Below are 25902 nucleotides of genomic sequence, written 5' to 3'. Positions count from 1 at the left end.
ATGCAATTACATTAACGTGGTTAAGTAGCGCATGATTTTGTCGGTGTCAGCATTTTCTAATTCTTGAATAACGTGTAAGTAAGTTCGTTGCGTTGTGTTCATATTTGAGTGACCAAGCCGTTGTGCGACAGATCCGATTGAAACACCAGCGTAAAGCAATAATGAGGCGTGTGTATGTCGCAAACCGTGGATGCTAATTTCAGGGATACCCGCCTTTCTACAGTAACGTGATAATTTGTCATTAGCGGTTTCGTTGTAGAATTTTTTGCCGGGAACTACAAAAATTGGCTGTGTTTTAGGTAAATCCTTAATAAGTTGTGCAAATTGCATGGCAACTTGCCAATCAATAGGAACTTTTCGAACTGAAGCAGTGTTTTTAGTAGGTGTGAACCCCCCCTTTACTGACTTATAATCCCAGGTTTTATTAACTGATAATGTTAAACGAGATAAATCAAAGTCATTTGGTGTAACCCCGAGTGCTTCGCTAAAACGTAAACCTGTTTTTGCAATAAGTAAAAAGAAGTAATCTAGGGAAAGTTCATCCCCTAAATCTAATTGCGCTAATAGTTTAGTCAGTTGTTGTTGATTTAGATATTTAATTTTATGATTTTGCGTTATGGTTCCTTTGATAACAATTTTACGAGTTGGATCAACTGTTAAGAGCCCTTCTTCTAGTGCATCTAAAATACCTGATTTTACTTGATGATGAAAATCTAAAACGGTTTGTTTTTCATGTGTTTCAGCATATTGATTGAGTAGTTCTTGATAAATTTGGCGAGTTAAATCACATAATCGTAATTTAGGTACTAATTTGCGTAACTGTTTGTAAGTTTGTTTGTATTTGGCATACGTAACTGGTCGAACGGCTCCTTCCTTATAAAGCGTCATCCATTGGTGGTAGTACTCATGGAAAAGCATTGTGTTACTTTGTGACATGATGTCACCTCCTAAAAATTTTTCCTTATGATGTAATTCATAAGGTACTGTTATAATTAGAAAATTTGTATTAAAAAGCAACTAAATAGATTATCGCGAGTATAATTACTTGTAGATTCATGAAATTTTGAGATATTTAAATATATCAGTTGTTAATAATGGGGAACGTGCAAAATAAATCGTTAAATTAATGGAGTACAGTGATGGGAAATAATGATAAACATGGGCATTTTTGGACACATAAATTTGGTATAGATAGACATATAAATCCTGAAAATGTAGGTATGCCAGGTTCGTGGTTATCACAATTTAATAGTAATTCGTCTTCGTCTCAAATTGAAAAGATTTCAGTCGTGGCTATTATTCAAGCTTTAAAAGAATTTGGTGGGCCAACTAAAGCAAAATTAGTTAAAGATCGTGCGAGTGAATATGAATATTACACACAAGAAGATCGAGATGAGACTGGAAATTCCGGATACAATGTTTTGAATCTTCATCAACAATTTGCGATGTCTAATTTAAAACGCGCAGGTTTATTAGATTCTCCTAGCCGCGGTGTTTGGGAATTGACTGAAAAAGGTCGCAAGATAAACTTAGAAACATTTGATATTTGGGATGATGTTTATTCAAAATCTATACCTATTTGGGAAGAAGCAAAAGCAAAAAAGAAACAGAAAAAAGAACTTTCTACAAAAGAAGAAGCGCTTGTTGAGGAAACTAATGATATAACGAGTGAAGATTATGTGACAGATATTGACGAAGGTGAAGTATGGCGTGAAAAATTATTAGATAAATTGCAACGTATGAATCCTTATAAATTTGAAGAATTAATTGTTAGTTTGATGCGTAAAATAGGTATTAAAATGGAACAAACACCTAAATCAGGTGATAGTGGCATTGATGGTATTGGTTATTTAAGAACGCCAGAATTATTGACTTATAAAGTTGTTTTGCAGACAAAACGATTTAATAAAGGCCAAGTAACTGGACCAGATATTAGTAATTTTGCTGGAAGTACCAGTGGACATAATGCTGACCGTGGTATTTTTGTGACAACATCAGTTTATACCAAAGATGCCATTGAAAGATCTCGTCAAGGAGCTAACTTGATTACACTAATTAATGGTGATGAGTTAATAGATTTGTTATATGAAAATCAGATGGGTGTTCGTGAAAAGACAATTGTAGTAATAGATGATGATTTATTTGCAGAAGACTAATTATTGACTAACATAGCCCCTGTCTTATCATACAGACGTACACGTACACGTACACGTACACGTACACGTACACGTACACAAAAAGCCACTCCGTAAACTATTAGACTATTAGGTCTAACAATTACGGAGTGGCTTATTTTTTGTTTTTATTTATGTGGCAATAAATTCGAAAGTTAATCTAGAAATTCATTCAAAATATCGCTAAATGCTGGCAAATCTTCAGCTGAAGCATCATAAGTGTCACGATAATTTTGGACCATTTCATCACCAAATACACTAGTTTCTAGTGGGATAAAGCTTGTATCGATTGGGTCAATGTCTTGAATCTTAGCATCAAGTAAGATTGGCTTGGTATTGCCATTTGCTTGTAGCTCATTGATTTGAGTCATCGCATCATGTAGTTCTGCAAGATTGGTAACGGTAAAGCCAATTGCACCCATATTATTAGCGATTTCACCCCAGTTAGCACCTAGTAAATCGATACCATAAGGTGCTTGGTTGGCTTGAATCTTTTCATGCGCGATGAAACCAAATGAACGGTTTTCCAAAACAACATTAATAACTGGCAAATTATATTTCACCTCAGTTAATAGATCAGGCATGACCATTGCATAACCACCATCCCCTGAGATTGACCAAACTTGGCTGTCAGGGAAGCTTAGTTTACCAGCAAGGCCGGCAGGTAGACCGAAGCCCATTGTACCGTACCAAGCAGACATGGTGAACTTTTGTTGCTTATTGAATGGTAATTGGCGGATAGACCATTCAGTGTTATTACCAACATCAAGACCAAAGACAGCATCATCAGTTGCATTATCAGCAATGGTCTTTAGGACACCTTCAGCACGCAAACCAACTTTGTCGTCTTGTGCTAACTTATCTAACCAAGTTAACCATAAAGCACGGTCTTTTTTAGCAGCCTCTAGGAATGGTGTTGTTTCGGCTTGGTAATTGGTCTTTGCTAACTCATCTAAGAAACGATGTGCATCTGCCAAAACAGTGATACTGGTATCAAATTGCTTACCTAAATCAGCAAGATTGTTGTTGACCTGAATAAATGTTTTGTCTTGTGGTATATAACGAGCAAATGGATAGTTGGTACCTACAAATAGAATCAAATCACTTGCTTGGCTCACTTCAAAAGCTGATTTAGTACCTAGGCGACCCTGAGCTCCCATGTAATAAGGATGATTAGTTGGGAAGACATCGGTTGCTGGTGCGGTTGATAAGACTGGCATACCGAATTTTTCTGCAACAGCCACAGCTGCTTCACGAGCACCACGAGCTCCTTGTCCTAACCACATGATTGGGCGTTTAGCTGATTTAATTGCTGATGCAACTTGGGTAACGTCATCATCTGAGATTGCCAAATCTAATTGGTTTTGTTTCAAAGGCTTTGTTTGCATGTCAGTGTAGTCAATTTCTTGTCCTGATAAATCATCTGGCAAGATAACGACTGAAACTGAACGAGTTGCATATGCTGAACGAATAGCTTCATCCACTACTTTAGGAATTTGGTCAGCGCTAACGACTTGCTTATGGAAAGTTGCGACGTCAGCGAAGATTGGATCTTGATTCATTTCTTGGAAAAAGTTCGTATTCATTACACCAGTGGCTGATTGACCTACTAATGCCAAAACGGGCGCGTGGTCCATTTTTGCATCATACAAACCATTTAATAGATGAACTGAACCAGGACCAGCTGATCCAAAAGCAACTCCAATTGTACCAGTTAACTTTGAGTCAGCTGATGCAGCCAAAGCCCCGATTTCTTCATGACGTACTTGAATATATTTAATGTTATTGCGTTCTTGGTATAAACCATCAACCATATTGTTAATTGAGTCGGCAGTAATACCGTAAACATGATCAACGTCCCACTTCTCTAAAACTTTGGCTAATGCTTGTCCTGCTGTCATATTTGCCATGAATAACTACCTCTTTTCATATTAAACATAGCGATATAAAATCGTTCGTTTGTTTTAATCGTTATTTTCTCGTTCAACTAATGAACAATGACTAGTATAACACTTACTAAATGTAAGTAAAGGGCGGATTGAAAAATTTGTTCTGGGTTTATCATACAGACGTACACGTACACGTACACGTACACGTACACAAAAGAAGAACCGTGCCCTCTTTCGAATGACACGGTTCTCTTTCTAATTATTAAGCAACTTCTGTTTCAGATGTTTTAGATTGACGATTTAAGATTAGATTCAAAATGATTGCAGTAATTGCAGCGACAGCAATTGGCGATCCAATTAAGTATTGCAACATTTGTGGGGCAGCTTCTTTAATTTTATCAGGTAACAAAGCTAGCGCCATCGTAATGGCAATTGGAATACCAATGATGTAGCTTTGATTACCAGATGTTTTTAAATCACCGATTGTGTTTAGACCATTTAACATAATAATGACCAAAACAACAGCACCAACACCACCAATAACGGGTTCAGGAATAGCGGCTAGTAGCGCAGCTAATTTACTGAAGAATCCGAAACCGATAAACCAGCAACCAGCAGCAATGAAGACCTTACGACTTGCAACTCCCGTAATTGATACGATTCCAGCGTTGGTTGAATAACCAGTCATGGGGATGCTACCAAGTAATACAGATACTAAACAGCTAATTCCTTCACCAATCATACCGTGACTCCATTGCTTACCCACGATTTTCTTACCAGTAACTGCACTCATTGCAAACCAAGTACCAGTTGTTTCAGCTGTTAATACCATATAAATAATGATAAATGTAATAGTAGCTGATAAGTTGAAACTAAAACCATAATGGAACATGGTAAACTTTGGAAAACTGAACCAAGCAGCTGATGATAGACCACTCCAGTCCATGCGTCCCATGAATACTGAAGCAATCACACCAACGATCATTGTGATAATGATGGCTGATATTTTTAAGAAACGATGAATTTTGGCAACATAAGTTCCAATTGTGACAACGACTAACAATGTTCCAACGGTAATACCGGCTAAAGCAACATTTTCAAAATCGTTGCCAGCAGCATGGAAAATATTACTATTTAGCATATTGGGTAAATTGCCTAACCCAACACAAGTGATGATGGTTCCACCAACTACTGGTGGTAAGAGATGGCTAATAATCTTTTCATACCAACCAGTCATACCAAGCAAAATCAAGAATAATGCACCAATCAAACAAGAAGTTAGCACAACGGACATCCCACCATTACTACCACCATTAGCAAAATAAATTCCAACGATTGCACTGGCAGGAACGAAAGAAGGTCCCTGTGACAATGGCATTTTCATGAAGATAGCCGTTTGAATAATTGTTCCGAAACCACAAGCTAAGAAAGCAGCTTGCAATAAGGCGGAAGTTTGGTTTGCGCTTAAGGCTAACATGCCGGCAATTAGTAATGGTCCAACATAAGCATCCATGGCAAGAACGTGTTGTAGACCTAAGACAGTTGCTTCAGATGTTGGTAATGTGTCGTCAGGGCCTAAGATTAGGCCATCTGCTTTTTTATTTTCCGCCATTACTTGATCTCCCCTTTAGCTACAAGTCCTTGTGTTAAGACAACATCAATTTCATTTGGTGTTGTTTCATACATTAATTTTTCAAAACGAGTATAAGGAGTTTGTTCAACAAATTCTGGGTACTTTGAATGAACAACTTGTAAATCAGCGAAGGAACCTTCTTCAATGACACCAGTATTTAGATGTAATGATTTTGCCCCACCGGCAGTTGCAAGATAAAAGGCTGTATCAGCAGTGATACGAGATTCACCAGCACCACGTTTCTCAGTTTCAATGTGATTATCAACACCATCACTAAGCATTGCTGAAGCGATAGCTGCTTGACGAAGTGTTTGATAAATACTTGGTTCGTAGCCACCACAGATATCAGTTCCTAAACCAACGTTAATATCCTTAGCTAGAGCCTTTTTAACTGGTAAAACAGCATTGCCGTGGAACCCATTAGAAACTGGGCAATGTACAATGGCTGTGCCAAGTTTTTGGAATAAATCTAAGTCATCGTCATTTAATAGTGTGCCGTGGGCCATAACTGCTTTGTCTGTTAATAAACCAGTTTCGTCTAACATGACAGCATCTCGTTTATTATAGTTGTCTAATGCATAAGCATCTTCAGTGTCGTTTTCACTACAATGTGATTGAATCAATAGATTATATTTCTTAGCAAGTTGACCTAATCCACGCATACCTTCTAAGGTACATGATGTTAAATAACGTGGTGTGATAACAGCTTGCATTTTTAATTGTTGACCAACGTTCATTTTATCAACAGTTTTAATGAAATCTTCGGTATCAGCTAAAGCACTTTCGGTAGATTCATCATGATAATAATCAGGGCATTCATCGGGATTATCCATAACGACTTTACCAATCAAGCCACGTTGATGAAACTTTTGGCAGGATTTAACAAGTTCAACGTTACCAGCGTTGTCGAGTGATCCGAAGTATAAGACGGTTGTTGTACCGTTATCAATTAAAGTTTTTACGAGATTATCGTAAACTTTATGAGCAAATTCAGCGTCAGCAAATTTTGCTTCTAATGGGCATGTATATTTAAGGAACCAATCATCATCGAAGCTATTTAAAGCTTGGCTGATATTTGGCCATTGTGGTGCATGTACATGGGTGTCAATAAAACCAGGTAGTAGGTATTGATCATCAGCTAAAGTCCATAAAGTATTATCGTCCTTAGCCTGTTCTAAAACGTCTTGAAAATTACCATCATCAGGATGGTATATTTTTTCAATTTGTCCGTCAGTGTTTAAACAAATTAAGCTGTTATCGTAGAAACCAACTTCGGTTTCGGATACAGCAGAATAATAACTACCTTGAATAACTTTTGTAAAATGCACGACTCATTCACCTCATCTTTAAATTTCACTAATAACTTAACATTAAAAAATATACCCGTAAATAAAGTTCGGTATTTCGCTATTTTTAGTTAACGGTATTAAATACTATTTATAATAGCGATTAGTAACGTTATAATCTTAAAAAAATTAATTTAAAAAGGTCTATTATGTTCGATTATGAGCATTTTTAATATTAAGTATATTTTGTTTATTTATATAATTGTTCGTATTTTACTTAAAGTAGTTACTTTGTTTTTGTACGTAAAAACATCATTTTTATATAAGGTTTGCATTATCATCTAGTCGTACACGTACACGTACACGTACACGTACACGTACACGTACACGTACACAAAAAACCGTACCACCAATCCGGTGATACGGTTTATCATTTATTTTATTTATTAATCAACATAGTTTGTCTTAGTCTTGTTCATCCAAGCATATGTCATACCGATGATTAAGGCACCACCAACGTAGTTACCAATCAAAGCGAAGAACAAATTATGCAAGACACTACCAACAGTCATACCAGCAATCGTACCGTTTGATGCAAAGAATGCAAGTGAGAAAGCTGGGAAGTTAGCGATAACGTGTTCGTAACCTAAGAAAGCGAAGATAAAGATGACGAAAATAATTGCCATAACTTTTCCAGCGTCATCCTTCATACGCAAATTAATGATGAAAGCTGTGTTAACAATGATGTTAGCGAAGATAGCTTCAACAAAAATTTGAATAGATGACTTATCCAACTTAGCAGCAATACCATCAAATAGGTAATTGTGAGCTGACAAGTCTTGGAATGGTCCCGTCAATGAAATCATGTAAGCAAACAAGATACCACCGATTAGGTTGAACAAAAGCGTTGTACCAAGAACCTTGGCTGCAGTTGAAACGTTGATCTTCTTACGGTAAACGCCCACTGTGACGAATAACATATTTGAAGTTCCAAGTTCAGCGCCCATGAAGATAATCATAACCAATGACCAACTAAACATGAAAGCGAAAGTAAATTTACCTGAACCTGGTAAAAGCTTTTCAGCTTGTAGTGCAGTACCGAAGGCAGCGGCTGTTCCTAGTGTCAAGAAAAGCGTTGCCAACATGGCTCTAGCGGCATAACGGGCATAGCTACTTTTGAATAAAGTAACTTTGTTCATCAAAGCAGCATCGATTTTTTGAAATAATGGTGACTTTTCAGCTGGTGTTTCTACCGCAGCTGAGTCAACCGGTGTTGATGTGTCAAATTCGGGAAATTGTTCCGTCTCTGGCTCTGAAATATTAGCATCCATTAGTATTTACTCCTTTCACTATTTGATGGTTTACCAAGAATCTTTCAAAGTAAACTTACGAACATCATCAATAGTTTGTGTTCCAGCAAGTTGCATAACAAGTTCAAGTTCATCCTTGAAGAAGTTAAAGACCTGCTCAACACCAGTAGCACCACCTAATGACAAACCATAAATGGCTGGACGACCAATTGCGACAAGATCAGCACCTGTAGCAAGCGCCTTAAAGACGTGTTGACCACGACGAACCCCACTGTCGAAGACAACTGGTGCACGACCGTTAACGGCATCAACAACTGTTTCTAGTGATTGGAAGGCAGAAGGTCCACCATCTAATTGGCGACCACCGTGATTAGTTACCCAAATACCACGAGCACCAGATTCTAATGAACGGTAAACATCTTCAGCACTTTGAACACCCTTTACATAAACTGGGATATCTGTGTGGCTGGCAATGTATTCAACATCACGTGGTGCCAACTTTTGCTTAGCTGACTTGTAAACAGCGTCCATTGTCTGGCCAACACCAGATTGGTAAGCTGCCACAATTGGCATTGGCAATGGGAATGTGAAGTGATTACGCTTATCAGCTTCACGATTACCACCCAAAGTTGCATCAGCTGTCAAAACAATTGCCTTAGAACCATTACGTTCAGCAGTAGCAATGATTTGATCGTTAATGGCGTTATCCTTACTCATATAGAATTGGAACCATTGGTTAGCATCTTGACCACCAGCTTCACGAATAGCTTCTAATGTTGTTGAAGCAAATGAAGATGCTGTAAAGATAGAACCGAAGTTAGCAACACCTTTAGCAGTGTACTTTTCACCATCTACGTGTGCTAATCCGTGAGCAGCAACAGGTGCCATAATAATTGGCGCTGTTAGATGCATATCTTGGAAATCAACTTGCGTATCAGGATTTTCAACGTCACGTAGAACACCTGGCGTGATAACCTTCTTATCAAATGCAGTGATATTACTCTTATAGGTAATTAAATCACCGGCACCACTTTGGATGTAACCATATCCGCCTGTAGGAATGGTCTCCTTAGCAGCTTCTTCTAAATCGTTGGTATTTACGAAGTCAATCTTTCCTTCGCGTGTACTAGCAATATACTCACTCATAATAAACCCCTTAAAATAAAAAAATAAAAATGCAAACGCTTACATTTTTCCTACCTGATATACCTTACTATGATAATGTCCGAAATTCAAGAGCAAATTTGAAAAAAGTTTAAAATATTTGGAATTGGTCTAGAAAAAAGTTCCTAATAAAAAGCACGTCGCTTTTTAAAACGATGTGCTTTGGGGATTATTGTTGCTATTTATGATAAGGCGTATGGGCATTGATCATGAAGCTTCGATAAATTTGTTCAGTTAAGACTAAACGCATTAATTGGTGTGGTAGCGTGAAGCGCCCAAAGCTGATTTGGGTGTTAGCTCGCTTTAAGACCTCTGGTGCTAATCCTAAAGAACCACCAATTACAAATGTTAAATCAGACTTTCCTTGCACTGTTAAATGATCAATTTCAGCGGCTAGTTCTTCACTAGAACGCTCAGTTCCTTTGATTGCTAAGGCAAAGACATATTCTTTATCTTTTATCTTGCTTAAAATACGTTCGCCTTCTTTACTCATGACTTGATCCATCTGAGCTTGTGAAAGTTGCTCAGGCGCTTTTTCGTCAGGTACTTCAACAATCGAAACTTTTGCAAATTTATGCAATCGCTTGGTATATTCTGCGATACCGTCCTTGAGATATTTCTCTTTTAATTTACCAACACCGATAATTTTAATGTTCATGATATATGTACCTTTCTATAAAAAATGATTGGTTGTTATAAAATATTATTTTTATGTGGATAAGTTGTGAAATTTAGATTATAAATATGGTTATACACAAGTTAATAACATAGCTGAAAAATGCTACAAAGACTATTATATCAGACCTTTAAACGGATTACGTTAACAATTATAATGATTTATACACAGTTGTGGGTTACTCCTGTGGATAACTTTAAAAAAGTTATTATAACAGCCTTTGTAAACGCTGTATTATGGTTAAAATGATCAATAAAAGGAAGTTGTTAAAAAAGTTATTAACAGTCCTAAAACCATAATTATGATATTTTTACAAAATATATCACGCTCTTAAAAGATAATCATTCACTTTTAAACGTTTAATCCGGTATAATTAGCATAAATATTTCAAGTAAAACGATTTAAAACCGTATTATTTTCTAAAATTTGCTTAAATTTACCGCAAAAATATGAATAACAATAAGGTTTAACCTAATTTTAAGCTAAAACCCTAATTTAACAAGCTTTTGCTAGAAATTTGAGTTTTAAACGGTTTATCCACATTGATGTACTTGTTGATTTAAAGGGGTTTTCTTGGGAAAAATCAGAAGTTATTCACAAGTTATCCACAGAAAGCGGTGGAATACGTGGACTTTTCCCCTAGTTGTCCACAAAATTCTGTGAAAAACTTTAGCGCTCCTCCTGTATAATATAAACATGTTGGGAGATACTTAATTATGAAAAAGATATTTAGTAAGTTAACGCCCCCTCAAATACTAACGCTGGGCTTTTTGGTGATTATATTTGGTGGTGCTTTGATATTAAGGATGCCGATATCACAGCAAACCGGTGTACATGTTAATTTTATGAATGCCCTATTTACAGCTGTTTCAGCAACGGCCATTACGGGGCTGACCGTTGTTAACACTGCAACAACATGGTCCTTGTTTGGCCAAATCGTTCTATTAATCATGATTGAAATTGGTGCCTTAGGTTTTATGACCTTTGCGGTATTGTTATTTGCGATTACTGGACAGCGTTTGGACTTAAAAGCGCGTTTAATGGCGCAACAAGCCCTAAATTTACGGAATTTAGCTGACGTTAAGAGCGTGTTATCATATGTTTTCTCGCTGTCAGCAATTATCCAAATCATCGGAACAGTTCTGATGTTACCTGACTTTATCCCACGTTTTGGATTTGGCAGAGGTATCTATTTAAGTATTGCTTCCTCGATTTCGTCATTTGGGAATGCGGGCTTCACGTTCTTTGATAAGCCAGTGACTTTTTTGCAGAATGATCCGTACATTTTGATTATTTGGATGCTGTTAATTACTGCCGGATCACTCGGATTCCTAGTTTGGCGAGACTTGTTGTTATTCTATAAGCAACGCCGCGTAAGTTTGCACACGAAGGTCGCACTACACGTATCTGGTTGGTTGATTGGTGTTAGTTTTGTACTATTTCTATTAACTGAAAAAGTGTTGTCACCACTAATGACATCAACTTCTTTAGGACACCGTATTGTGGATACACTATTTTTGGCAGTTGCACCACGAACAGCTGGTTTAGAGGTTGTGCCATTATCTAGTTTGTCGGCAGCTGGGATTATGATTATTACCTTCTTAATGTTTGTGGGTGGAACGCCGGGTTCAACGTCAGGCGGTATTAAAACGACAACCATGGGAATTTTGTGGATGCAATCAATGGCAGCCTTGCGTGGTCAAGAACAAGTTAATTTCGGTGGTCGCCGTTTCAGTCAGAAAATTGTGATTAAAGCAATGATGCTTGCGGTTATTTCAGTTGCCTTCGTTGCGTTGGTTTCATTATTATTGACGTTGACTGAGAAAATTCCTAAAGGACAAGGTATGGAATACATTGTTTTTGAGGTCATCTCCGCCTTTTCAACGACTGGCTTTTCTTTGGGATTAACACCTGATTTAACAAGCTTTGGTAAAATTGTCATTATGATTGTTATGTTTGTTGGTCGTGTTGGTTTGTACACAGTTATGTTCTCAGTTATGAATATTCGTGATAAGCCACGCAGTTATCAATATCCAACTGAGGAAGTAATTATTGGCTAAAATGAAAGAAATTGCGTAAACTATTAGGTAAAATGATGGGAGTTTAAAGCATGTCAGAAATAAAAATGATTGCATCAGACTTAGATAGTACGTTTTTTAATGACAAAAAACATTATCAGAAAACGCACTTTAAAGCAGTTTTAGATAAACTGTTGATGCAAGATGGACACTTCGTGATTGCGAGTGGTCGTGATGTCGAAGCGGTTGATCCGATATTTTCAGCGTTTGCAGGTCGGTATGATTTAGTTGCCGATAATGGCGCTGTTGTTCGGACGGCAGATGGCGAAATCATTCAAATGGTTGGTCTTCATGTGCAAGATGTTGCCGATATTATGGCGGTTGTGGACGGAATGCCTTTCCAACCCCTACACGGTGCTGTCTTTACTGGAATGAAGCAGACTTACATGTTAAAGTCACAAGCACGTATTAATTTGAAGCATAAAGCTATGATGGCTAAGTACTATCCGAATATGCAAATGATTGATGCTGTTTCAGAAATTCATGAACCAATTTTGAAGGTCACGATTACGTATGAAGAAAGTAAAACGCAAGAGTTTATTGATTCAGCGCGATTAACATTAGGTAGTCGTGGTCACGTGACGACTTCTGGTTATGGATCAGTGGATATTGTGGCGCCAAACATTAATAAAGCTAACGGTTTGCAGGCATTGGCAAGTCACTATGGTTTTAAATTAAATGAAAATCTCGCTGCTTTTGGTGATGGTTTGAATGATGCTGAAATGCTAGCAGCGGCAGCCAAGCCGTTTGCAATGGTCAATGGTGATGAAACATTAAAGGAACTATACCCATTATCACTTGATGATAATAATCATGATGGTGTGTTGAAAACTGTTGATACCCTACTTTAATAGCTACACTAAAAAAGCCAACTTTGATATTAAATCAAGGTTGGCTTTTTAGTGTATATAAATGTATAAATATGCACGATATACGTGATTGATTTTTAGGATAAACGGACAACTATTTAAAGGCGTTAATATTTTGTTCCCCTATATAGAACACAAACATAAAACATTAGCAATATTTTTAGTGACAAAATTCACAATAGCATATTATAATTATAAATTATCCATGGCGTCATTTAATAATTGATCCACTGTGATATTACCATGACTAGTCGCATGACCTTTAACCCAAATAAATGATAAGCGTGATGCTAATGGTTGAATTAAGTCATAAATCTGTTGCCAAGCTGCTAGATTAGCAATTTCACCAGTGCTTTTACGCCAATTGTTGTCGGCCCAGTTGTACATCCAATTAGTGGCACTATCTAAGACATATTTTGAGTCACTGACAATCGTGACTGGTGTTGTTACTTTAGCAGTTTGTAATAACGCGTTGATGAACGCTAGAATTTCCATTTCGTTGTTCGTACGACCAAAATAAGCGCCACTGTCGGTAAAGACAGGATCGTTTAGATTAGAACCATGATAGATGGCAATGGCCCAACCAGCTTTATCAGTGTCTTTGACATGGCCGCCAGCAACATTACCGGTATTACGACTGCCACCGTCTGTGAAAATGTAATATTGGTTGGGATTAGCCTTAAATTCACCATTATATGCGGTCGTGTATTGGCGAGAAGTATCATTTTGAGCGGCAACTTGCTTGTTAAACCAACTTTGTGCTTCGGCTTTTGTAGCAAAACCCTTAAATTTTGGGGCTGGTTTTGTCCGTGTATAAGCTTGGACTTGTGACCATGGTTGTGTGTAGAGACCTTCATATTGATTACCCACAATGGCATAAGTTTTCATGTTAAATACGACTCCTTATTTGTAATTCGACTATCTTACATCATAACGTATTTTGGCTAAGTTTGTTTAATTGACAATTTCTAATGTTTCAGTGTAGTATAACAGTGCAACACTGAAAGGGGCCAATATGGAATTTAGTTCGAATCAACCGATTTATTTACAAGTTGCGATTTGGCTAGAACAACAAATTATGGAAGGAACGTATGAGACTGGGCATAAAATTCCTGGTGTACGTGAGTTATCCGTTAATTTAATTGTTAGTACACGAACTGTACAAAATGCAATTAATCAGTTAGTGGAAAATGGCTTGATTATCACAAAACGTGGGCAAGGTAATTTTGTTACTGAAGACCCAGCTAAAATTAATAAAATTCGATTAGACAAAAAAATAGATATGACAAAAAGATATGTCGATAATGTCGCGCATGTTGCGCAAATTGATGAAATACCTGAATTGGTAGCTGATGCAATTGCCACATATGAAGAAGAAAAACAACGGGAGGCATAATGTTACAGGTTAATAATTTACATTATACGAAAAGCCGTCATGTTATCCTACGAGGCTTGAGCTTTACGATTCCGACGCATCGTACAGTAGCGTTGTTAGGTGAAAACGGGGTTGGTAAAACAACTTTGATGCGCTTGATTTCTGGCTTAATTGAACCTAATCCACATTCTGACATTATGATTGATGGGGTGATGGGCGCCAAAATTAAAGCAAAATTATCATATGTTTCAACACTAGAATGGGCTAATAATTATGACCGTGTTAGTGATATTGTTGCGTATTTTAAACTAGGTTATCCAGATTTTAATGAAGCACGCATGGACGAACTCATTAAATTTATGCGCATTGATCGTAATAAGCGCATTGCGAAGTTATCAACTGGAACGATTGAAAAATTATTGATTGCTTTAACAATTTCACGAGATACCGATGTTTATTTACTTGATGAGCCATTTGGTGGCGTTGATGTACTGGCACGTAAGAAGATTATGCAATCTTTGCTAAATTGGTTACCAGAAGAAGCAACTGTCCTTATTTCAACGCATTATATTCAAGAGATTGAAGGTTTAGTTGACGATGCCATTATTCTAAAGGATGGCCGTTTGTTAAGCTATAAGTCAGTTGAGCAAATTCGCCAAGAAGAGGGCTTGTCATTGGAACAATACTATACACAACTTTATATTGAAGATGATGGGGGGCGTGAATAATGTTATCGAATACCCGACTCTTTAAAATCTTTTCAAAAGATTCTTTGAATCATACGGTCTTTCTTCTAGGTATTGGAGCTGTGGTTGCCGGGATTGTCCTTGTTTGGCAACTAATACCCTTTGTGCCACATAATGCACTAATGATTAATGATGATAATGTGACAATGTTCAAAGATCGTTTGGTGGTCTATGAAGGTTTAGTGGCTGTTACCGTAATGGCAGTCTTACTAGTGCGAATGTTTGTCTCATCAGCTAAGTCTTGGAATAAATCAAAATACGTTTTATTACCAGCGCGCATTGATCAATTAGTTATATGGAATTTACTGGGACGCTTTATTGTTAATATTTTTGCTATTTTTGTAACTGGCATTGTCTTTTTAGGATTAGAGTGGTTGGTGAATTCGTCATACCATGACTTAATCGTAGAAGCTTTAACCCACATTACTTTAAATGGTGTTGCAGTAACGTTTGATATTCTAATTGCATTGTACTTATTTGTGAACTTGGCTGTGATTACGAATAACTGGTTAATGGGCTTTGTAAGCGATAAGTGGCAACAACGTATCAAAGTTTTTGGCCTAATCTTGATGATTTTTATCATGGGATATGGTTTATCATGGTTGCCTGATAATTTGATGACTGATGTTTTAATTGATTTAGGTATGCTAGCACTCATGTGGTACTTGTTACGTTATCATAATGAAGCGAAATAAAATAAAACGAGGTCGGGAAGTTTGAGTCCCGACCTCGTTTTGTTTTTATTAATTGTTTTATATTGTGAGCGTAAACGCGTTCACAAAGACTGGATTCTCACTTTACGGTCTAACGACTGCAAATCGTCAAAGCATCATTACACACCGAATCCAAAGTGTCTTTGTTCTCGCTCTTTTTTAATGACTAACTGTCATATTTGTAAATTTGTGATCTAAATGACTAAACACAAACCGATCAGAATAACCAACGAATAATCCTTGGAAGAAGAATGAGAATAGGGTACCAATATTTAAGGCAACCAATTCATCAGAAGCCAACCAAACAATTAGTGAAATAATCATTGGAAATGAGAAATTGAAAGTTTGTGAAATAGCGGCATTACCTTTGAAGAACATAAAACGTGTTAAGTTCGTTAAGTCGTCCATAGGATGCAAAATAAATTGCAAACGTTGGGTGATTGAAACACCCATGGCAATGAAAATAATTCCCAAGAAATCAATAACAATGCGCCATGAAATTGATAAATGACTCAATGAAGAAAACTGCGTTGAAACGAGGCCGATAACACTACTGAAGGCAACCAAAAATAATAGATTACCAAAGATATGTGGCCAATCAAACGCTTTTTGAAGGATGCAAGTGACGATTGTTGCGATAACTCCATAAATTAGTAAGAAAATACTAATTGAAATACCAGTAACATTCGCTAAATTTGCTGCTGACGCTGTCCAAGGGGCTGACCCCATGTTTGTTGCGACAGTGATTCCATTTCCAAAAGCATTAAAAATTAACCCAGCCAGAAAATAAATACAAAGTTCAGCTGGAGATAATTTCCTTAAGTGACCATGATTGTTATACATAAAATACCTCTTAATAAAATAAACTCCTTTTTCATTCTAACAAACTTTGTGAAAAGTGACGGAAGGGATTTGCAAAAAATAGGGGAAATATGTGAAAACAGGTTAACGTTCGGGAAATTAGTGAAAAAGTTCGGATTTTAACCGCAATAAACGCTTTTTTTGTGAAAAAATTAAGGTATGCTTTGATTTTTAAAAGTGGCATGTAATACAATAGGAAAGTTGTTTAAAAATTGAATTATTTATTAAGGGGTCTAGTTTCATGTTTGAACGTTACTTCAAGCTATCTGAATCTGGAACAAATGTTAAGACAGAATTTCTTGCTGGATTAACAACGTTCCTTTCAATGGCTTATATTTTATTCGTTAACCCTTCAGTCCTTGGTGCTGCCGGTATGGACAAGAATGCCGTCTTTGTAGCTACTGGACTAATTGGTGCCATTGCAACGATCTTTATGGGTGCTGTTGCCAAGTATCCATTTGCCATTGCACCTGGTGTTGGTATTAATGCCTTCTTTGCCTACAGTGTGGTTGTTGGTATGGGAATCAAGTGGCAAACTGCCTTAGCTGGTGTCTTTGTTGCTGGTGTGATTTTCTGGCTATTAACGGTTTTTAAAATTCGTGAGATTATCATTAATGCGATTCCAGCTGACCTGAAAGCAGCCATTGCCGGTGGTATTGGTTTGTTTATCGCCATGATTGGAATGGTTGATGGTGGTATTATTTCTGCTAATAAATCAACGATTATTGGTTGGGGTGATTGGAGTGATCCGAAAGTCTTGCTAACAATCGCTGGTGTGTTAATTACTTTTGCCTTGTACGCCCGTAAAATTCCTGGTGCAATCTTTATTGGAATGGTTGTAACATCAATTCTTGGTTTGGTATTTGGATTAATTCCATTGCCATCATCGTTGGTTTCTGGTATTCCAAGTTTGTCACCAACCTTTGGTCAAGCACTTTTCAGTCTAGATGATGTGTTCACCTGGCAGATGGTGCCGGTCATTCTAACATTCTTGTTAGTTGCCTTCTTTGATACGGCCGGTTCATTAATTGGAATCGCTCGTTCAGGTGGTTTCTTGGTTAACAATGAGTTGCCACGTGCTGGTAAGGCTTTGATGGCCGATGCCATTGGTATGTTGGGTGGTTCAATCCTAGGTACATCACCAACCACTGCTTTCGTTGAATCATCAACTGGTATTGCAATGGGTGGTCGTACAGGATTAACTTCAGTATTTACTGGAATATTCTTGTTGTTGGCATTGTTCTTTTCACCATTGTTGGTTGTTGTTACATCTAACGTGACGGCAGCTGCGATGATTATTGTTGGTGTGTTAATGGCAAGCAACTTTAAGGCTATCAATTGGGATGATTTCCCAATTGCAGCCGCATCATTCTTAACAATTCTTGGTATGCCATTGTCATATTCAATTTCTGATGGTATTGCTCTTGGATTTATTGTTTATCCATTGTTGATGGTTGTTACTGGACGTGCTAAGAAAGTACATCCAATCATGTATGCTTTAGGTATACTATTTATTCTATTTGTCTTTATACTGCAGACAAATGGTTGAGTGTTCCACGTGAAACACTGATTAATAGTTTTGATTAAATTAAAGAGCAGGTAAGAAATCCAAACTTTCTTACCTGCTCTATTTTTTATGTCATTATATCGGAACTATTTATCTAAAAACTTTGTGAAATACATTGGTGAAGCAAAACCAAATGATGTGTTTTTATCACGAATTAAATTTTTCTATGTTGCAGGGAATAATAGATCCAATACTTGTGCCATCTTATTACGCGCTTCTTTTTTTGAAATATGGTCTTTGTTCTTTAACCACCAAAGGCCAATTTGACGGAAAATACCTAAAAGAATTTGGCAAGTAAAATCAGGATCTTTAGATAAGATAGCATCTGATTCACCAAAAGCCAGTAGTCTTTTTTCTATTTCTGGTTGCAAATACTCATCAATCATCTCGAAAGAAAAATTATTAGGCATATCTCTAGGTATATCGCTAGCTAAATGAAACAAGATATTTTGATATTGTTCAAGCAAATCAAGAATCTTTTCAAAGCAAGCTAGGAAAAAATCAAAGGGATTTTCAATATCATTATTGGTTTCGACTTCTTGTAATAATTGTTGTTGTGTTTGATAAGCCACAAATTGGATAAAGGCATACTTGTCTGAAAAATGTTTGTAAAAGGTCGGCCGGCGTACATTAGCTCGTTTGCAAATTTCATTAACGGTCAACTGATCCATATTTTTTTCTTCTAATAATTCAAAAAAGGCATTTATTAGCGCTGAATACGTTTTTTGGACACGTAAATCTAAACTTTTATCCATAATGGGTACTCCTTATCATATTTTGGTGAACATAAATGCTATATATGTTACTTATTTGCCATTTATTGCTAAAATGTACGTTGTAATTTAGTTCGATAATATTATAATCTGTTATTGAACATATGTAAATAAATTATCGTTTGTACATTAAATAGTTAGGAGAAACGGATGGCAGTTATTGATATTAATCATGTGACAAAAGATTATGGTCATCATCGTGGGATTTTTGATGTATCCTTTTCTGTCAACAAAGGCGAAGTTTTTGGTTTTCTAGGACCTAATGGGGCTGGTAAAACAACGGCAATTCGTCATATCATGGGTTTTTCTAAAGCACAAGAAGGTGATATTAAGGTTGATGGTAAAGATAGTTGGAAAAATGCAGCGGCCATCAAACGTCAAGTTGGTTATCTACCAGGTGAATTAGCTTTTCCTTCGGGGATGACTGGGACACAATTCATTGATTTCATGGCTAAAGAACGTGGCATTACTGATATGAGCAAAACAAACTATCTATTAGATATGTTTGAGTTGGATCCATCAGGTTTGATTAAGCGAATGAGTTTAGGAACTAAGCGTAAGTTAGCGGTTGTGACCGCATTTATGCATGATCCTGAAATTCTAATTTTAGATGAGCCAACCAGTGGTTTAGATCCATTGATGCAAGAACGTTTTATCGATTTCGTTTTGGCTGAAAAAGATGCTGGTAAGACGATTTTGCTTTCAAGTCACATTTTTAACGAGGTCGATGCAACTTGTGATCGGATTGCGATTATTAAAAACGGCGAAATTGTTTCAACCATTGTTGCAGACAAGCTACGTAAAAATAAAAACAAAGAGTTCAAGGTTGAATTTGCTGATAATGATACGTACCAACGTTTTATTGGCCAAACGCAATTAGATATTTCAGCAAAGCGTCCAAAACAAGATCAGGTTAAGTTGCGAATACAAGATGAACATATTCATCAATTATTTGCTGAACTTAGTCAGTATGACCTCCACTTTATTTCAGAAATTAAATTCACTTTGGAAGATTACTTCATGAACTTCTATGATCGTAAGCTGAGTGTCGAAGCAGGACAGGAGGAACTAGAGCATGGCAATGATTGAAATTAATAATCTAACTAAGGATTATGGTAAAGGCCGTGGTATTTTTGATATCGATTTATCAGTTGAAGAAGGCGAAGTTTTTGGATTTGCTGGTATTAACGGTGCTGGTAAGACAACCACCATTCGTAACTTGATGGGATTTATCAAGCCAGATAGTGGTAATGCGACCATTGATGGTCTAGATGCCACTAAGAAAAGTGCCCAAATTAAGCAAAAAGTTGCCTATGTACCCGGTGAAATTAACTTTCCCGGTAACGATAGTGGTGAAGTTTTCTTAAAACGTCAACTTGAAATGTTGGGGCATGGTAGTTGGGAACGTTGCCAAGAAATTTGTGATGAATTGCAACTTGATGCAACGGCCAATATTAAGAGTATGAGTAAGGGGATGAAGCAAAAGACCGCCCTTGCTGCAGCATTTGCCGCAGATTCAGACATTTTGATTATGGATGAGCCAACTACTGGGCTAGATCCTTTGATGCGTGATACTTTCATTGATTTGGTTGAAGAACAAAAAGCACAAGGTAAAACGGTTTTCATGTCGAGTCACATTTTTAAGGAAATGGAAGAAACTTGTGATCGGGTTGCCATGATTAAAGACGGTAAGATTATCGATGTTATTGATATGGATAACATCCGTTATAATCCAAACAAGCTTTTCAAAATTGGTTTTCAAGATGATGAAAACTTTCAACACTTCAGCAGTTTAGGTTATGATTTGGCAGAAGTGAAAGATGATAAACATCAAGTCACGGTGCAAATTAATGATAAAAACATCAACAAATTGATGAATGATTTACAACATCATCGCGTCGCTTTCTTTAAAGAAATTAAGCAAACCTTTGAAGATTATTTCAACCAAACATTTAAGGAGGAGGCATAATGTTTAGTAAAGCAATTTTTAAACAGAGTGTGCGTTCAAATGGAACACTTTGGCTTGTAATTACGCTTGTTGCATGTGCGCTATTGAGTGTCTTTATTGTACAATTCGATCCTGAAGACTTTGCCGCATTATCAAACGCTGCGGAAGGTACTGCTTTTGGTAGTGTCTTATCAGGATTTGATTCAATTCTAGGAACATTAGAAACTTTCTATAAGATGATTGCCATTCTATTAGGATTAGTTTATATTATCTTTTCTGCTAATAATTTGGTGGTTAACGAAGTTGATAGTGGTTCAATGGCCTACACGTTATCAACGCCTACTAAGCGTAGTACCGTTATCTTTACTAAGATGACGTACATGATTGGTTCAATCATTTTGATGTTTGGTATTTTATTTGGTGTTGGTTTAGGTGTTTCTGAAGTAGCGCACCATAATATTATGGGTGAGCCAATGACTGAAGACGTTGAGTCAGCTGCTGATGCCATGGATCGTAAGCCAAGTTACGTTCGTAATCATTTGTACATGATTAAGGATGATAAGTATGCCTTACAAGCTGGTGCTGAAGCACGTGGTATGGATAAGGAAGCTTACAAGCAATATCTTGATCAAGCTATTTTACGTGATAGTTACGATGCTGCTGCTGAGAAGTTGACGGCAAATCGTAAGGATAAGTTCGAAGATTCTGATAAGAGTAAGTCAGCTATTGAAATCACACAAAAAGAATTAACGAAGAATCCAAAGTTGATGATGAATGATAATGATGCGTTGAGTGAAGGTGCTAAGGTTACGGGTCAAAGTGTTAGTGATTATCGTAATTCAATTAATGATCAAATTAAGGATGACAGCGCTGCTAAGCAAAAAGAAATGGAAAAGAATTTGCCAGCCAGTCCATCAATTATCATGTCAACTGCTCAAACCGCAGGTGCTAAAGCCTTAGATGTGTCAGAGAGCAACATTGAAGACAACATGAGCTTGTTGAAGGATGATAAAGCCATGTCAGCTGCTGCGAAGGCTACTAAGGTACCTGAGGATCAGTTAAAGGTATTAATTGACTCATCACAAGTAAATGCTGCTTTGCAGTCTGATAAGTCATTAGAATTCGATATTGGAACATTTGCTTGGTTGAACGTTGGTGCATGCTTGTTGATTTTAGCAATGGGTAGTATCTCATTCTTCGCAAGTACATTATTCAACCGTTCAAACCATGCGATGATTCTTGGAGCAGGTTTGCCATTCGCATTCTTCTTGATTAGTTTGGTTATCGAGCAAAGTGATAGTTTGGAGAATTTGAAGTACTTCTCACTAACAACTTTGTACAAGACGGATGAGATTTTGAGTAATGGTGATTTCGGTATACCGTTACTAGCATTAGGTGGTGTTGCAGTTGTATTGTATGCAGCTTCAGCAGTTGTCTTCCAAAAGAAGGACTTGCCACTTTAATCAAATAATTTGTGAAATGCACATAAAGAAAACCATAGAATTCGGTATGAGTTCTATGGCTTTTTTGTGATTTATGAAAGGTTTAGTTTAATTCGTGCTCACTGGTATCACCAGCAATGATTGTTAAGACATCATGTAGTGAAATCTCAACCATATTTCGAATTGCATTATCAGTGTAAAAACCAATATGTGGTGTGATAATCGCATTAGGCAATGCCAAAATCGTTCTAAGGTAATCGTTGTCATAACCAGTTTCAGAAAAATCATTACTGAAGATATCGGCTTCACCTTCAATGGTATCTAAACCAGCTGCTGTAATCGTATGTTTCTGTAGCGCATTAATTAGCGCTGGTGTATCAACAACCCCACCACGAGACGCGTTAATGAAGATAGCGCTTGGTTTCATTTGCTCGAAGACTGATTCATCAAATAAGTGATAAGTACTGTCTAACAAGGGCGTGTGCGTTGTGATGACATCGGCTGTTTTGAACACTGTTTCATGATCGACATAGGTCAAAACACTATTTAATTCAGGACGGTGAATTGGGTCAGCGGCAATGACGTTTGCGCCAAGGGCTTTGAAAATACGAGCAACTTCACTACCGATTTTACCAGCACCAATGATGCCGACTGTTAAGTCATGGATTTCACGAGCTTGTAGACCTTCCCAAGTAAAATCACCAGTATGTTCACGGCGTTGCGCAATGTTTAAATGGCGGAGCAATAACATCGTTTGCGCTAGGACCATTTCAGAAACAGAACGTGGTGAATAAGCGGGTACGTTGGTTACTTTTAGTTCATTTTTAGTTGCCAAATCAAGGTCAATTGTATCGTAACCAGTAATTCGTAAGGTGATTTGTTTGATACCGAAAGCATGTAATTTTTCATAAACAGCTGGGTCATCAACTAAATTATCTTGTTCAGTCGAAATACCATCATAACCCTCAGCCAAATCAACGGTGTCGGGATTTAACGTTACTTTATTCGTATCAATTTGTACGTCGGGATGACTTTTTAACCACTCATCAACGACGGTTTGTTCATCATCCATAATGTTGTACATTAAAATTTTTGTCATAGGAGCCCTTTCTTTAGGTACTAAAATGTTAGGCTTGAGAAAGCTGCTACAGCCTTTTCAAGAGTTGGCATGTCTTGGGTAACGGCAATTCGAATATAGCCCTTACCGGCATCCCCAAATGCTTGTCCGGGGATGACCAATACACTGGCATGTTCTAATAGATAGTTACTGAACGTAACATCATCCATACCAGTTGCCGAAATATCCGCAAAGAGATAAAGACTACCAGCAACTGGCATAATTTTTACCCAAGATAATTTATTTAATTCATCGGCCACATAATTCAAACGGGTACCAAATTCGCTTACTAATGCAGGTGTGATTTCATCAAGATGTTGCAAACCATAGGTACCAGCGGCTTGCGAAATACTAGGCGCTGAGAAATCAACCCCTTCGTTTAGTAAACCTGCAGCGGCAACGACATCAGCAGGACCGGCAAGATAACCAATTCGGAAACCAGTCATGGCGAAAATCTTTGATAATGAACCAGTTACTAAGGTATGTTCTGGTGCCAATTTTTCTAGTGGCAAAAAGCTGTTGTCACCGTAAACAAATGGCCAGTAGACTTCATCAGCGATTAGATAGAAATCATGTTCTTTTGCTAAATCAGCTAATGTTTGTAAGGTTGATTGATCGTAGACGGCCCCAGTCGGGTTGTTAGGCGTATTAACTAAGATAGCCTTGGTTTTGTCTGTGATAGCTGCTGTAATCGCTTCTTTGGTAGGTTGGAAGTTGTTTTCAACGGAACAGCTGACAATAACTGCTTTACCACCATTGGCTTCAACTTGAACCTTGTAGGGTGCGAAATAAGGCTCAAAGATAATGACTTCATCACCGGGGTTAATAATGGCACCAAAAGCTAAGAAAGTTGCATGACTGGCACCCACAGTTGCGCGGACATTTTCTTTTTGATACGTCATCCCAAACTTGTCTTGGTAGAAATCAATGACAGCTTGTAGATAAGCTGGATCACCATCACTAGCAGTGTAGTGGGTATTGCCAGCTGTCAAAGAATCTTTAGCAGCTTCAAGGATTGGTGCTGGTGTGACCATATCTGGATCACCAATTGATAGGTTTAAAACATCGCTCATTAAGGCAGCATTTTTACCAATCTCAGACATGATATTCTTTTGAGGTGTTTGAAATAATTTAGCAAGACTACGTGGCATATGAAACTCCTTAATTTTTCTCATTTTATTTTAATCTCATTATACATGGTTTGTGCCTGTTTTAAAGGAAAATTTTTTACTTTCAAAGGCCAAAACAAAAAGCACCTAAATTCTGGACGATATTTAGGTACTTCCTGTTGTAAATATTCAATTTTAATGAAGAGATTTTATAAATGGAATAGTCTCATCAATAATTATAATATATCAGTTGTCGTAAATATTCGCTAACGAAAAGGCTTATTTGTTAGTGCGACGTTCTTTCCTTTTTTGAATACGCTTGGCTTTGCGAGGACCATACCATTCAGGGTCGGTATAGTGCAAATCTTGGCGGAAACGTTCATCATATTTTAGCAAAAAGTAACTATAGAAAAGTTGGTCAAACATGATATAAATGATAAATATCATAATCGCAAACCAAAGTAGAGCTCCCCAGCCATAGATTAAGCTAAAAATGTTTCCCTGATCAGTTGGATTGCCAAACTTAAAAATATATTGATTAATTAAGGTTAGCACCATTATGGTTACCACGACGCCAAATTTATGGCGACCATGAATAATATAGTGGTCTTCACCATGTAAGTCAGCTTTTATTTGGCTAGCAAAGGTTGCGATACTTGTAATCATCAGGTATAAGCCTGCTAAAATTTGAGCAGTTAGTCCCCAACTACCAAAAGCACCTAAAGTCATACCAAAAGGCATCGGGATAAGCATAATAATTGTTGTGATTGTAAACCAAGATACCGTATAAGAACCAAAAGCCAATTGATGGAACAAGTTCTTTTTAGGAAGAACTAGTATGATAATCAAAATAACTGTAATTGGTAGGATGACCCGAGTAATTGGAACAGTATAATGACCAATTTGTGAAATACTTTTAGCAACAGATAACGATATAAAGTGTAAATCTTCGCTTTTAGAATATTGGAATTGTTCAGGCATCCCAATTCCTAATACATATAACCATACAGCAAAAAAGATAATTACCGGGATAAGGCCAACTTTTCTAGTGAACTTCATTGAACTAGCATCACCAACATTATGTGCAAATTTACGAATCCGATTCTTGTTAATGACTTTCAATAAGTCTTCGTACTGAACGATGTCATCATCCCCCATCCCCTTATGCTTAA

Annotated in this window: 23 protein-coding genes; 10 read left to right on the top strand and 13 right to left on the bottom strand. The window is 37.2% G+C overall.

Features of this window, described 5'->3' with window-relative positions; translation table 11 throughout:
- Positions 1 to 6: 6 nt before the first annotated feature.
- A complete protein-coding gene (locus ACSYSF_RS08510; protein WP_489867599.1) occupies positions 7 to 936 on the bottom strand; it encodes a site-specific integrase in 930 nt (309 codons plus the stop codon).
- Between the two features lie 203 nt (positions 937 to 1139).
- On the opposite strand from ACSYSF_RS08510, the gene ACSYSF_RS08505 reads away from it, so the two are divergent.
- Positions 1140 to 2156, top strand: coding sequence for a restriction endonuclease (locus tag ACSYSF_RS08505; RefSeq protein ID WP_489867598.1), 1017 nt, complete (start codon positions 1140 to 1142; stop codon positions 2154 to 2156).
- 173 nt (positions 2157 to 2329) lie between these two features.
- Here the strand turns inward: ACSYSF_RS08505 and ACSYSF_RS08500 are convergent, their stop codons facing one another.
- The 6 genes from ACSYSF_RS08500 to rlmH all read right to left on the bottom strand — a co-directional run bounded on the left by ACSYSF_RS08500 (position 2330) and on the right by rlmH (position 10114).
- Positions 2330 to 4084 (bottom strand): thiamine pyrophosphate-binding protein, encoded by a 1755-nt coding sequence (locus ACSYSF_RS08500; RefSeq protein ID WP_489867597.1) that lies wholly within the window; start codon positions 4082 to 4084, stop codon positions 2330 to 2332.
- A gap of 241 nt (positions 4085 to 4325) precedes the next feature.
- Positions 4326 to 5675 carry a uracil-xanthine permease family protein gene (locus ACSYSF_RS08495; protein WP_489867596.1) on the bottom strand — a complete coding sequence of 450 codons (1350 nt, stop codon included), beginning with the start codon at positions 5673 to 5675 and terminating at the stop codon, positions 4326 to 4328.
- A complete protein-coding gene (locus ACSYSF_RS08490; RefSeq protein ID WP_489867595.1) occupies positions 5675 to 7024 on the bottom strand; it encodes an amidohydrolase family protein in 1350 nt (449 codons plus the stop codon). The genes ACSYSF_RS08495 and ACSYSF_RS08490 overlap by 1 nt, the downstream gene beginning before the upstream one ends.
- Before the next feature lie 404 nt (positions 7025 to 7428).
- Positions 7429 to 8313: a formate/nitrite transporter family protein gene (locus ACSYSF_RS08485; protein WP_489867594.1), complete on the bottom strand. Its 885-nt coding sequence runs from the start codon at positions 8311 to 8313 to the stop codon at positions 7429 to 7431.
- 30 nt (positions 8314 to 8343) lie between these two features.
- Positions 8344 to 9438, bottom strand: a complete 1095-nt coding sequence (locus ACSYSF_RS08480) for an alpha-hydroxy-acid oxidizing protein (RefSeq protein ID WP_489867593.1) — start codon at positions 9436 to 9438, stop codon at positions 8344 to 8346.
- 196 nt (positions 9439 to 9634) lie between these two features.
- On the bottom strand, positions 9635 to 10114 hold the full coding sequence (gene rlmH, locus ACSYSF_RS08475) for a 23S rRNA (pseudouridine(1915)-N(3))-methyltransferase RlmH (protein ID WP_489867592.1): 480 nt from the start codon (positions 10112 to 10114) through the stop codon (positions 9635 to 9637).
- Positions 10115 to 10848: 734 nt separating this feature from the next.
- On the opposite strand from rlmH, the gene ACSYSF_RS08470 reads away from it, so the two are divergent.
- Both ACSYSF_RS08470 and ACSYSF_RS08465 read left to right on the top strand, forming a co-directional pair.
- Positions 10849 to 12192: a TrkH family potassium uptake protein gene (locus ACSYSF_RS08470; protein ID WP_489867591.1), complete on the top strand. Its 1344-nt coding sequence runs from the start codon at positions 10849 to 10851 to the stop codon at positions 12190 to 12192.
- Positions 12193 to 12242: 50 nt separating this feature from the next.
- On the top strand, positions 12243 to 13061 hold the full coding sequence (locus ACSYSF_RS08465) for a Cof-type HAD-IIB family hydrolase (RefSeq protein WP_489867590.1): 819 nt from the start codon (positions 12243 to 12245) through the stop codon (positions 13059 to 13061).
- Between the two features lie 210 nt (positions 13062 to 13271).
- Here the strand turns inward: ACSYSF_RS08465 and ACSYSF_RS08460 are convergent, their stop codons facing one another.
- On the bottom strand, positions 13272 to 13967 hold the full coding sequence (locus ACSYSF_RS08460; RefSeq protein WP_489867589.1) for a ribonuclease H1 domain-containing protein: 696 nt from the start codon (positions 13965 to 13967) through the stop codon (positions 13272 to 13274).
- A gap of 127 nt (positions 13968 to 14094) precedes the next feature.
- On the opposite strand from ACSYSF_RS08460, the gene ACSYSF_RS08455 reads away from it, so the two are divergent.
- From ACSYSF_RS08455 to ACSYSF_RS08445, 3 genes are read left to right on the top strand one after another with little or no spacing between them, the layout of a single operon-like run.
- On the top strand, positions 14095 to 14475 hold the full coding sequence (locus ACSYSF_RS08455) for a GntR family transcriptional regulator (protein WP_489867588.1): 381 nt from the start codon (positions 14095 to 14097) through the stop codon (positions 14473 to 14475).
- Positions 14475 to 15182, top strand: a complete 708-nt coding sequence (locus tag ACSYSF_RS08450) for an ATP-binding cassette domain-containing protein (RefSeq protein WP_489867587.1) — start codon at positions 14475 to 14477, stop codon at positions 15180 to 15182. The genes ACSYSF_RS08455 and ACSYSF_RS08450 overlap by 1 nt, the downstream gene beginning before the upstream one ends.
- Positions 15182 to 15895 (top strand): hypothetical protein, encoded by a 714-nt coding sequence (locus ACSYSF_RS08445; RefSeq protein WP_489867586.1) that lies wholly within the window; start codon positions 15182 to 15184, stop codon positions 15893 to 15895. Before ACSYSF_RS08450 ends, ACSYSF_RS08445 begins: the two co-directional genes overlap by 1 nt.
- A gap of 177 nt (positions 15896 to 16072) precedes the next feature.
- Here ACSYSF_RS08445 and ACSYSF_RS08440 read toward each other — a convergent pair whose 3' ends face one another.
- A complete protein-coding gene (locus ACSYSF_RS08440; protein ID WP_489867585.1) occupies positions 16073 to 16756 on the bottom strand; it encodes a DUF6198 family protein in 684 nt (227 codons plus the stop codon).
- A gap of 259 nt (positions 16757 to 17015) precedes the next feature.
- Here ACSYSF_RS08440 and ACSYSF_RS08435 point away from each other — a divergent pair, with 259 nt between their 5' ends.
- Positions 17016 to 18323 carry an NCS2 family permease gene (locus tag ACSYSF_RS08435; protein WP_489867584.1) on the top strand — a complete coding sequence of 436 codons (1308 nt, stop codon included), beginning with the start codon at positions 17016 to 17018 and terminating at the stop codon, positions 18321 to 18323.
- 182 nt (positions 18324 to 18505) lie between these two features.
- Here the strand turns inward: ACSYSF_RS08435 and ACSYSF_RS08430 are convergent, their stop codons facing one another.
- Positions 18506 to 19096, bottom strand: coding sequence for a TetR/AcrR family transcriptional regulator (locus ACSYSF_RS08430; protein ID WP_489867583.1), 591 nt, complete (start codon positions 19094 to 19096; stop codon positions 18506 to 18508).
- A 168-nt stretch (positions 19097 to 19264) separates the two neighbouring features.
- On the opposite strand from ACSYSF_RS08430, the gene ACSYSF_RS08425 reads away from it, so the two are divergent.
- From ACSYSF_RS08425 to ACSYSF_RS08415, 3 genes are read left to right on the top strand one after another with little or no spacing between them, the layout of a single operon-like run.
- Positions 19265 to 20203, top strand: a complete 939-nt coding sequence (locus tag ACSYSF_RS08425) for an ABC transporter ATP-binding protein (RefSeq protein WP_489867582.1) — start codon at positions 19265 to 19267, stop codon at positions 20201 to 20203.
- Positions 20190 to 21083, top strand: coding sequence for an ABC transporter ATP-binding protein (locus ACSYSF_RS08420; protein WP_489867581.1), 894 nt, complete (start codon positions 20190 to 20192; stop codon positions 21081 to 21083). Before ACSYSF_RS08425 ends, ACSYSF_RS08420 begins: the two co-directional genes overlap by 14 nt.
- Positions 21083 to 22525 carry an ABC transporter permease subunit gene (locus ACSYSF_RS08415; protein WP_489867580.1) on the top strand — a complete coding sequence of 481 codons (1443 nt, stop codon included), beginning with the start codon at positions 21083 to 21085 and terminating at the stop codon, positions 22523 to 22525. The genes ACSYSF_RS08420 and ACSYSF_RS08415 overlap by 1 nt, the downstream gene beginning before the upstream one ends.
- An 82-nt stretch (positions 22526 to 22607) precedes the next feature.
- Here ACSYSF_RS08415 and ACSYSF_RS08410 read toward each other — a convergent pair whose 3' ends face one another.
- From ACSYSF_RS08410 to ACSYSF_RS08400, 3 genes are all read right to left on the bottom strand, one after another.
- A complete protein-coding gene (locus ACSYSF_RS08410) occupies positions 22608 to 23603 on the bottom strand; it encodes a D-2-hydroxyacid dehydrogenase (RefSeq protein ID WP_489867579.1) in 996 nt (331 codons plus the stop codon).
- Between the two features lie 20 nt (positions 23604 to 23623).
- Entirely contained in the window at positions 23624 to 24772 is a 1149-nt protein-coding gene (locus ACSYSF_RS08405; protein WP_489867578.1) for a pyridoxal phosphate-dependent aminotransferase, read from the bottom strand.
- Between the two features lie 237 nt (positions 24773 to 25009).
- Positions 25010 to 25888 (bottom strand): hypothetical protein, encoded by an 879-nt coding sequence (locus ACSYSF_RS08400; protein ID WP_489867577.1) that lies wholly within the window; start codon positions 25886 to 25888, stop codon positions 25010 to 25012.
- Positions 25889 to 25902 lie beyond the last annotated feature (14 nt).

It is taken from the genome of Weissella sp. ESL1139, from assembly GCF_058506735.1.
Note: the sequence above shows the minus strand (reverse complement) of the source record. Positions and strands in the feature narration are given on the sequence as shown.

Bases quoted from the DNA above. Each gene is read 5' to 3' on its own strand.
- ACSYSF_RS08510 (WP_489867599.1), bottom strand. From the start codon at position 936: ATGTCACAAAGTAACACAATGCTTTTCCATGAGTACTACCACCAATGG.
- ACSYSF_RS08505 (WP_489867598.1), top strand. From the start codon at position 1,140: ATGGGAAATAATGATAAACATGGGCATTTTTGGACACATAAATTTGGT.
- ACSYSF_RS08500 (WP_489867597.1), bottom strand. From the start codon at position 4,084: ATGGCAAATATGACAGCAGGACAAGCATTAGCCAAAGTTTTAGAGAAG.
- ACSYSF_RS08495 (WP_489867596.1), bottom strand. From the start codon at position 5,675: ATGGCGGAAAATAAAAAAGCAGATGGCCTAATCTTAGGCCCTGACGAC.
- ACSYSF_RS08485 (WP_489867594.1), bottom strand. From the start codon at position 8,313: ATGGATGCTAATATTTCAGAGCCAGAGACGGAACAATTTCCCGAATTT.
- ACSYSF_RS08480 (WP_489867593.1), bottom strand. From the start codon at position 9,438: ATGAGTGAGTATATTGCTAGTACACGCGAAGGAAAGATTGACTTCGTA.
- rlmH (WP_489867592.1), bottom strand. From the start codon at position 10,114: ATGAACATTAAAATTATCGGTGTTGGTAAATTAAAAGAGAAATATCTC.
- ACSYSF_RS08470 (WP_489867591.1), top strand. From the start codon at position 10,849: ATGAAAAAGATATTTAGTAAGTTAACGCCCCCTCAAATACTAACGCTG.
- ACSYSF_RS08465 (WP_489867590.1), top strand. From the start codon at position 12,243: ATGTCAGAAATAAAAATGATTGCATCAGACTTAGATAGTACGTTTTTT.
- ACSYSF_RS08460 (WP_489867589.1), bottom strand. From the start codon at position 13,967: ATGAAAACTTATGCCATTGTGGGTAATCAATATGAAGGTCTCTACACA.
- ACSYSF_RS08455 (WP_489867588.1), top strand. From the start codon at position 14,095: ATGGAATTTAGTTCGAATCAACCGATTTATTTACAAGTTGCGATTTGG.
- ACSYSF_RS08450 (WP_489867587.1), top strand. From the start codon at position 14,475: ATGTTACAGGTTAATAATTTACATTATACGAAAAGCCGTCATGTTATC.
- ACSYSF_RS08445 (WP_489867586.1), top strand. From the start codon at position 15,182: ATGTTATCGAATACCCGACTCTTTAAAATCTTTTCAAAAGATTCTTTG.
- ACSYSF_RS08440 (WP_489867585.1), bottom strand. From the start codon at position 16,756: ATGTATAACAATCATGGTCACTTAAGGAAATTATCTCCAGCTGAACTT.
- ACSYSF_RS08435 (WP_489867584.1), top strand. From the start codon at position 17,016: ATGTTTGAACGTTACTTCAAGCTATCTGAATCTGGAACAAATGTTAAG.
- ACSYSF_RS08430 (WP_489867583.1), bottom strand. From the start codon at position 19,096: ATGGATAAAAGTTTAGATTTACGTGTCCAAAAAACGTATTCAGCGCTA.
- ACSYSF_RS08425 (WP_489867582.1), top strand. From the start codon at position 19,265: ATGGCAGTTATTGATATTAATCATGTGACAAAAGATTATGGTCATCAT.
- ACSYSF_RS08420 (WP_489867581.1), top strand. From the start codon at position 20,190: ATGGCAATGATTGAAATTAATAATCTAACTAAGGATTATGGTAAAGGC.
- ACSYSF_RS08415 (WP_489867580.1), top strand. From the start codon at position 21,083: ATGTTTAGTAAAGCAATTTTTAAACAGAGTGTGCGTTCAAATGGAACA.
- ACSYSF_RS08410 (WP_489867579.1), bottom strand. From the start codon at position 23,603: ATGACAAAAATTTTAATGTACAACATTATGGATGATGAACAAACCGTC.
- ACSYSF_RS08405 (WP_489867578.1), bottom strand. From the start codon at position 24,772: ATGCCACGTAGTCTTGCTAAATTATTTCAAACACCTCAAAAGAATATC.
- ACSYSF_RS08400 (WP_489867577.1), bottom strand. From the start codon at position 25,888: ATGGGGGATGATGACATCGTTCAGTACGAAGACTTATTGAAAGTCATT.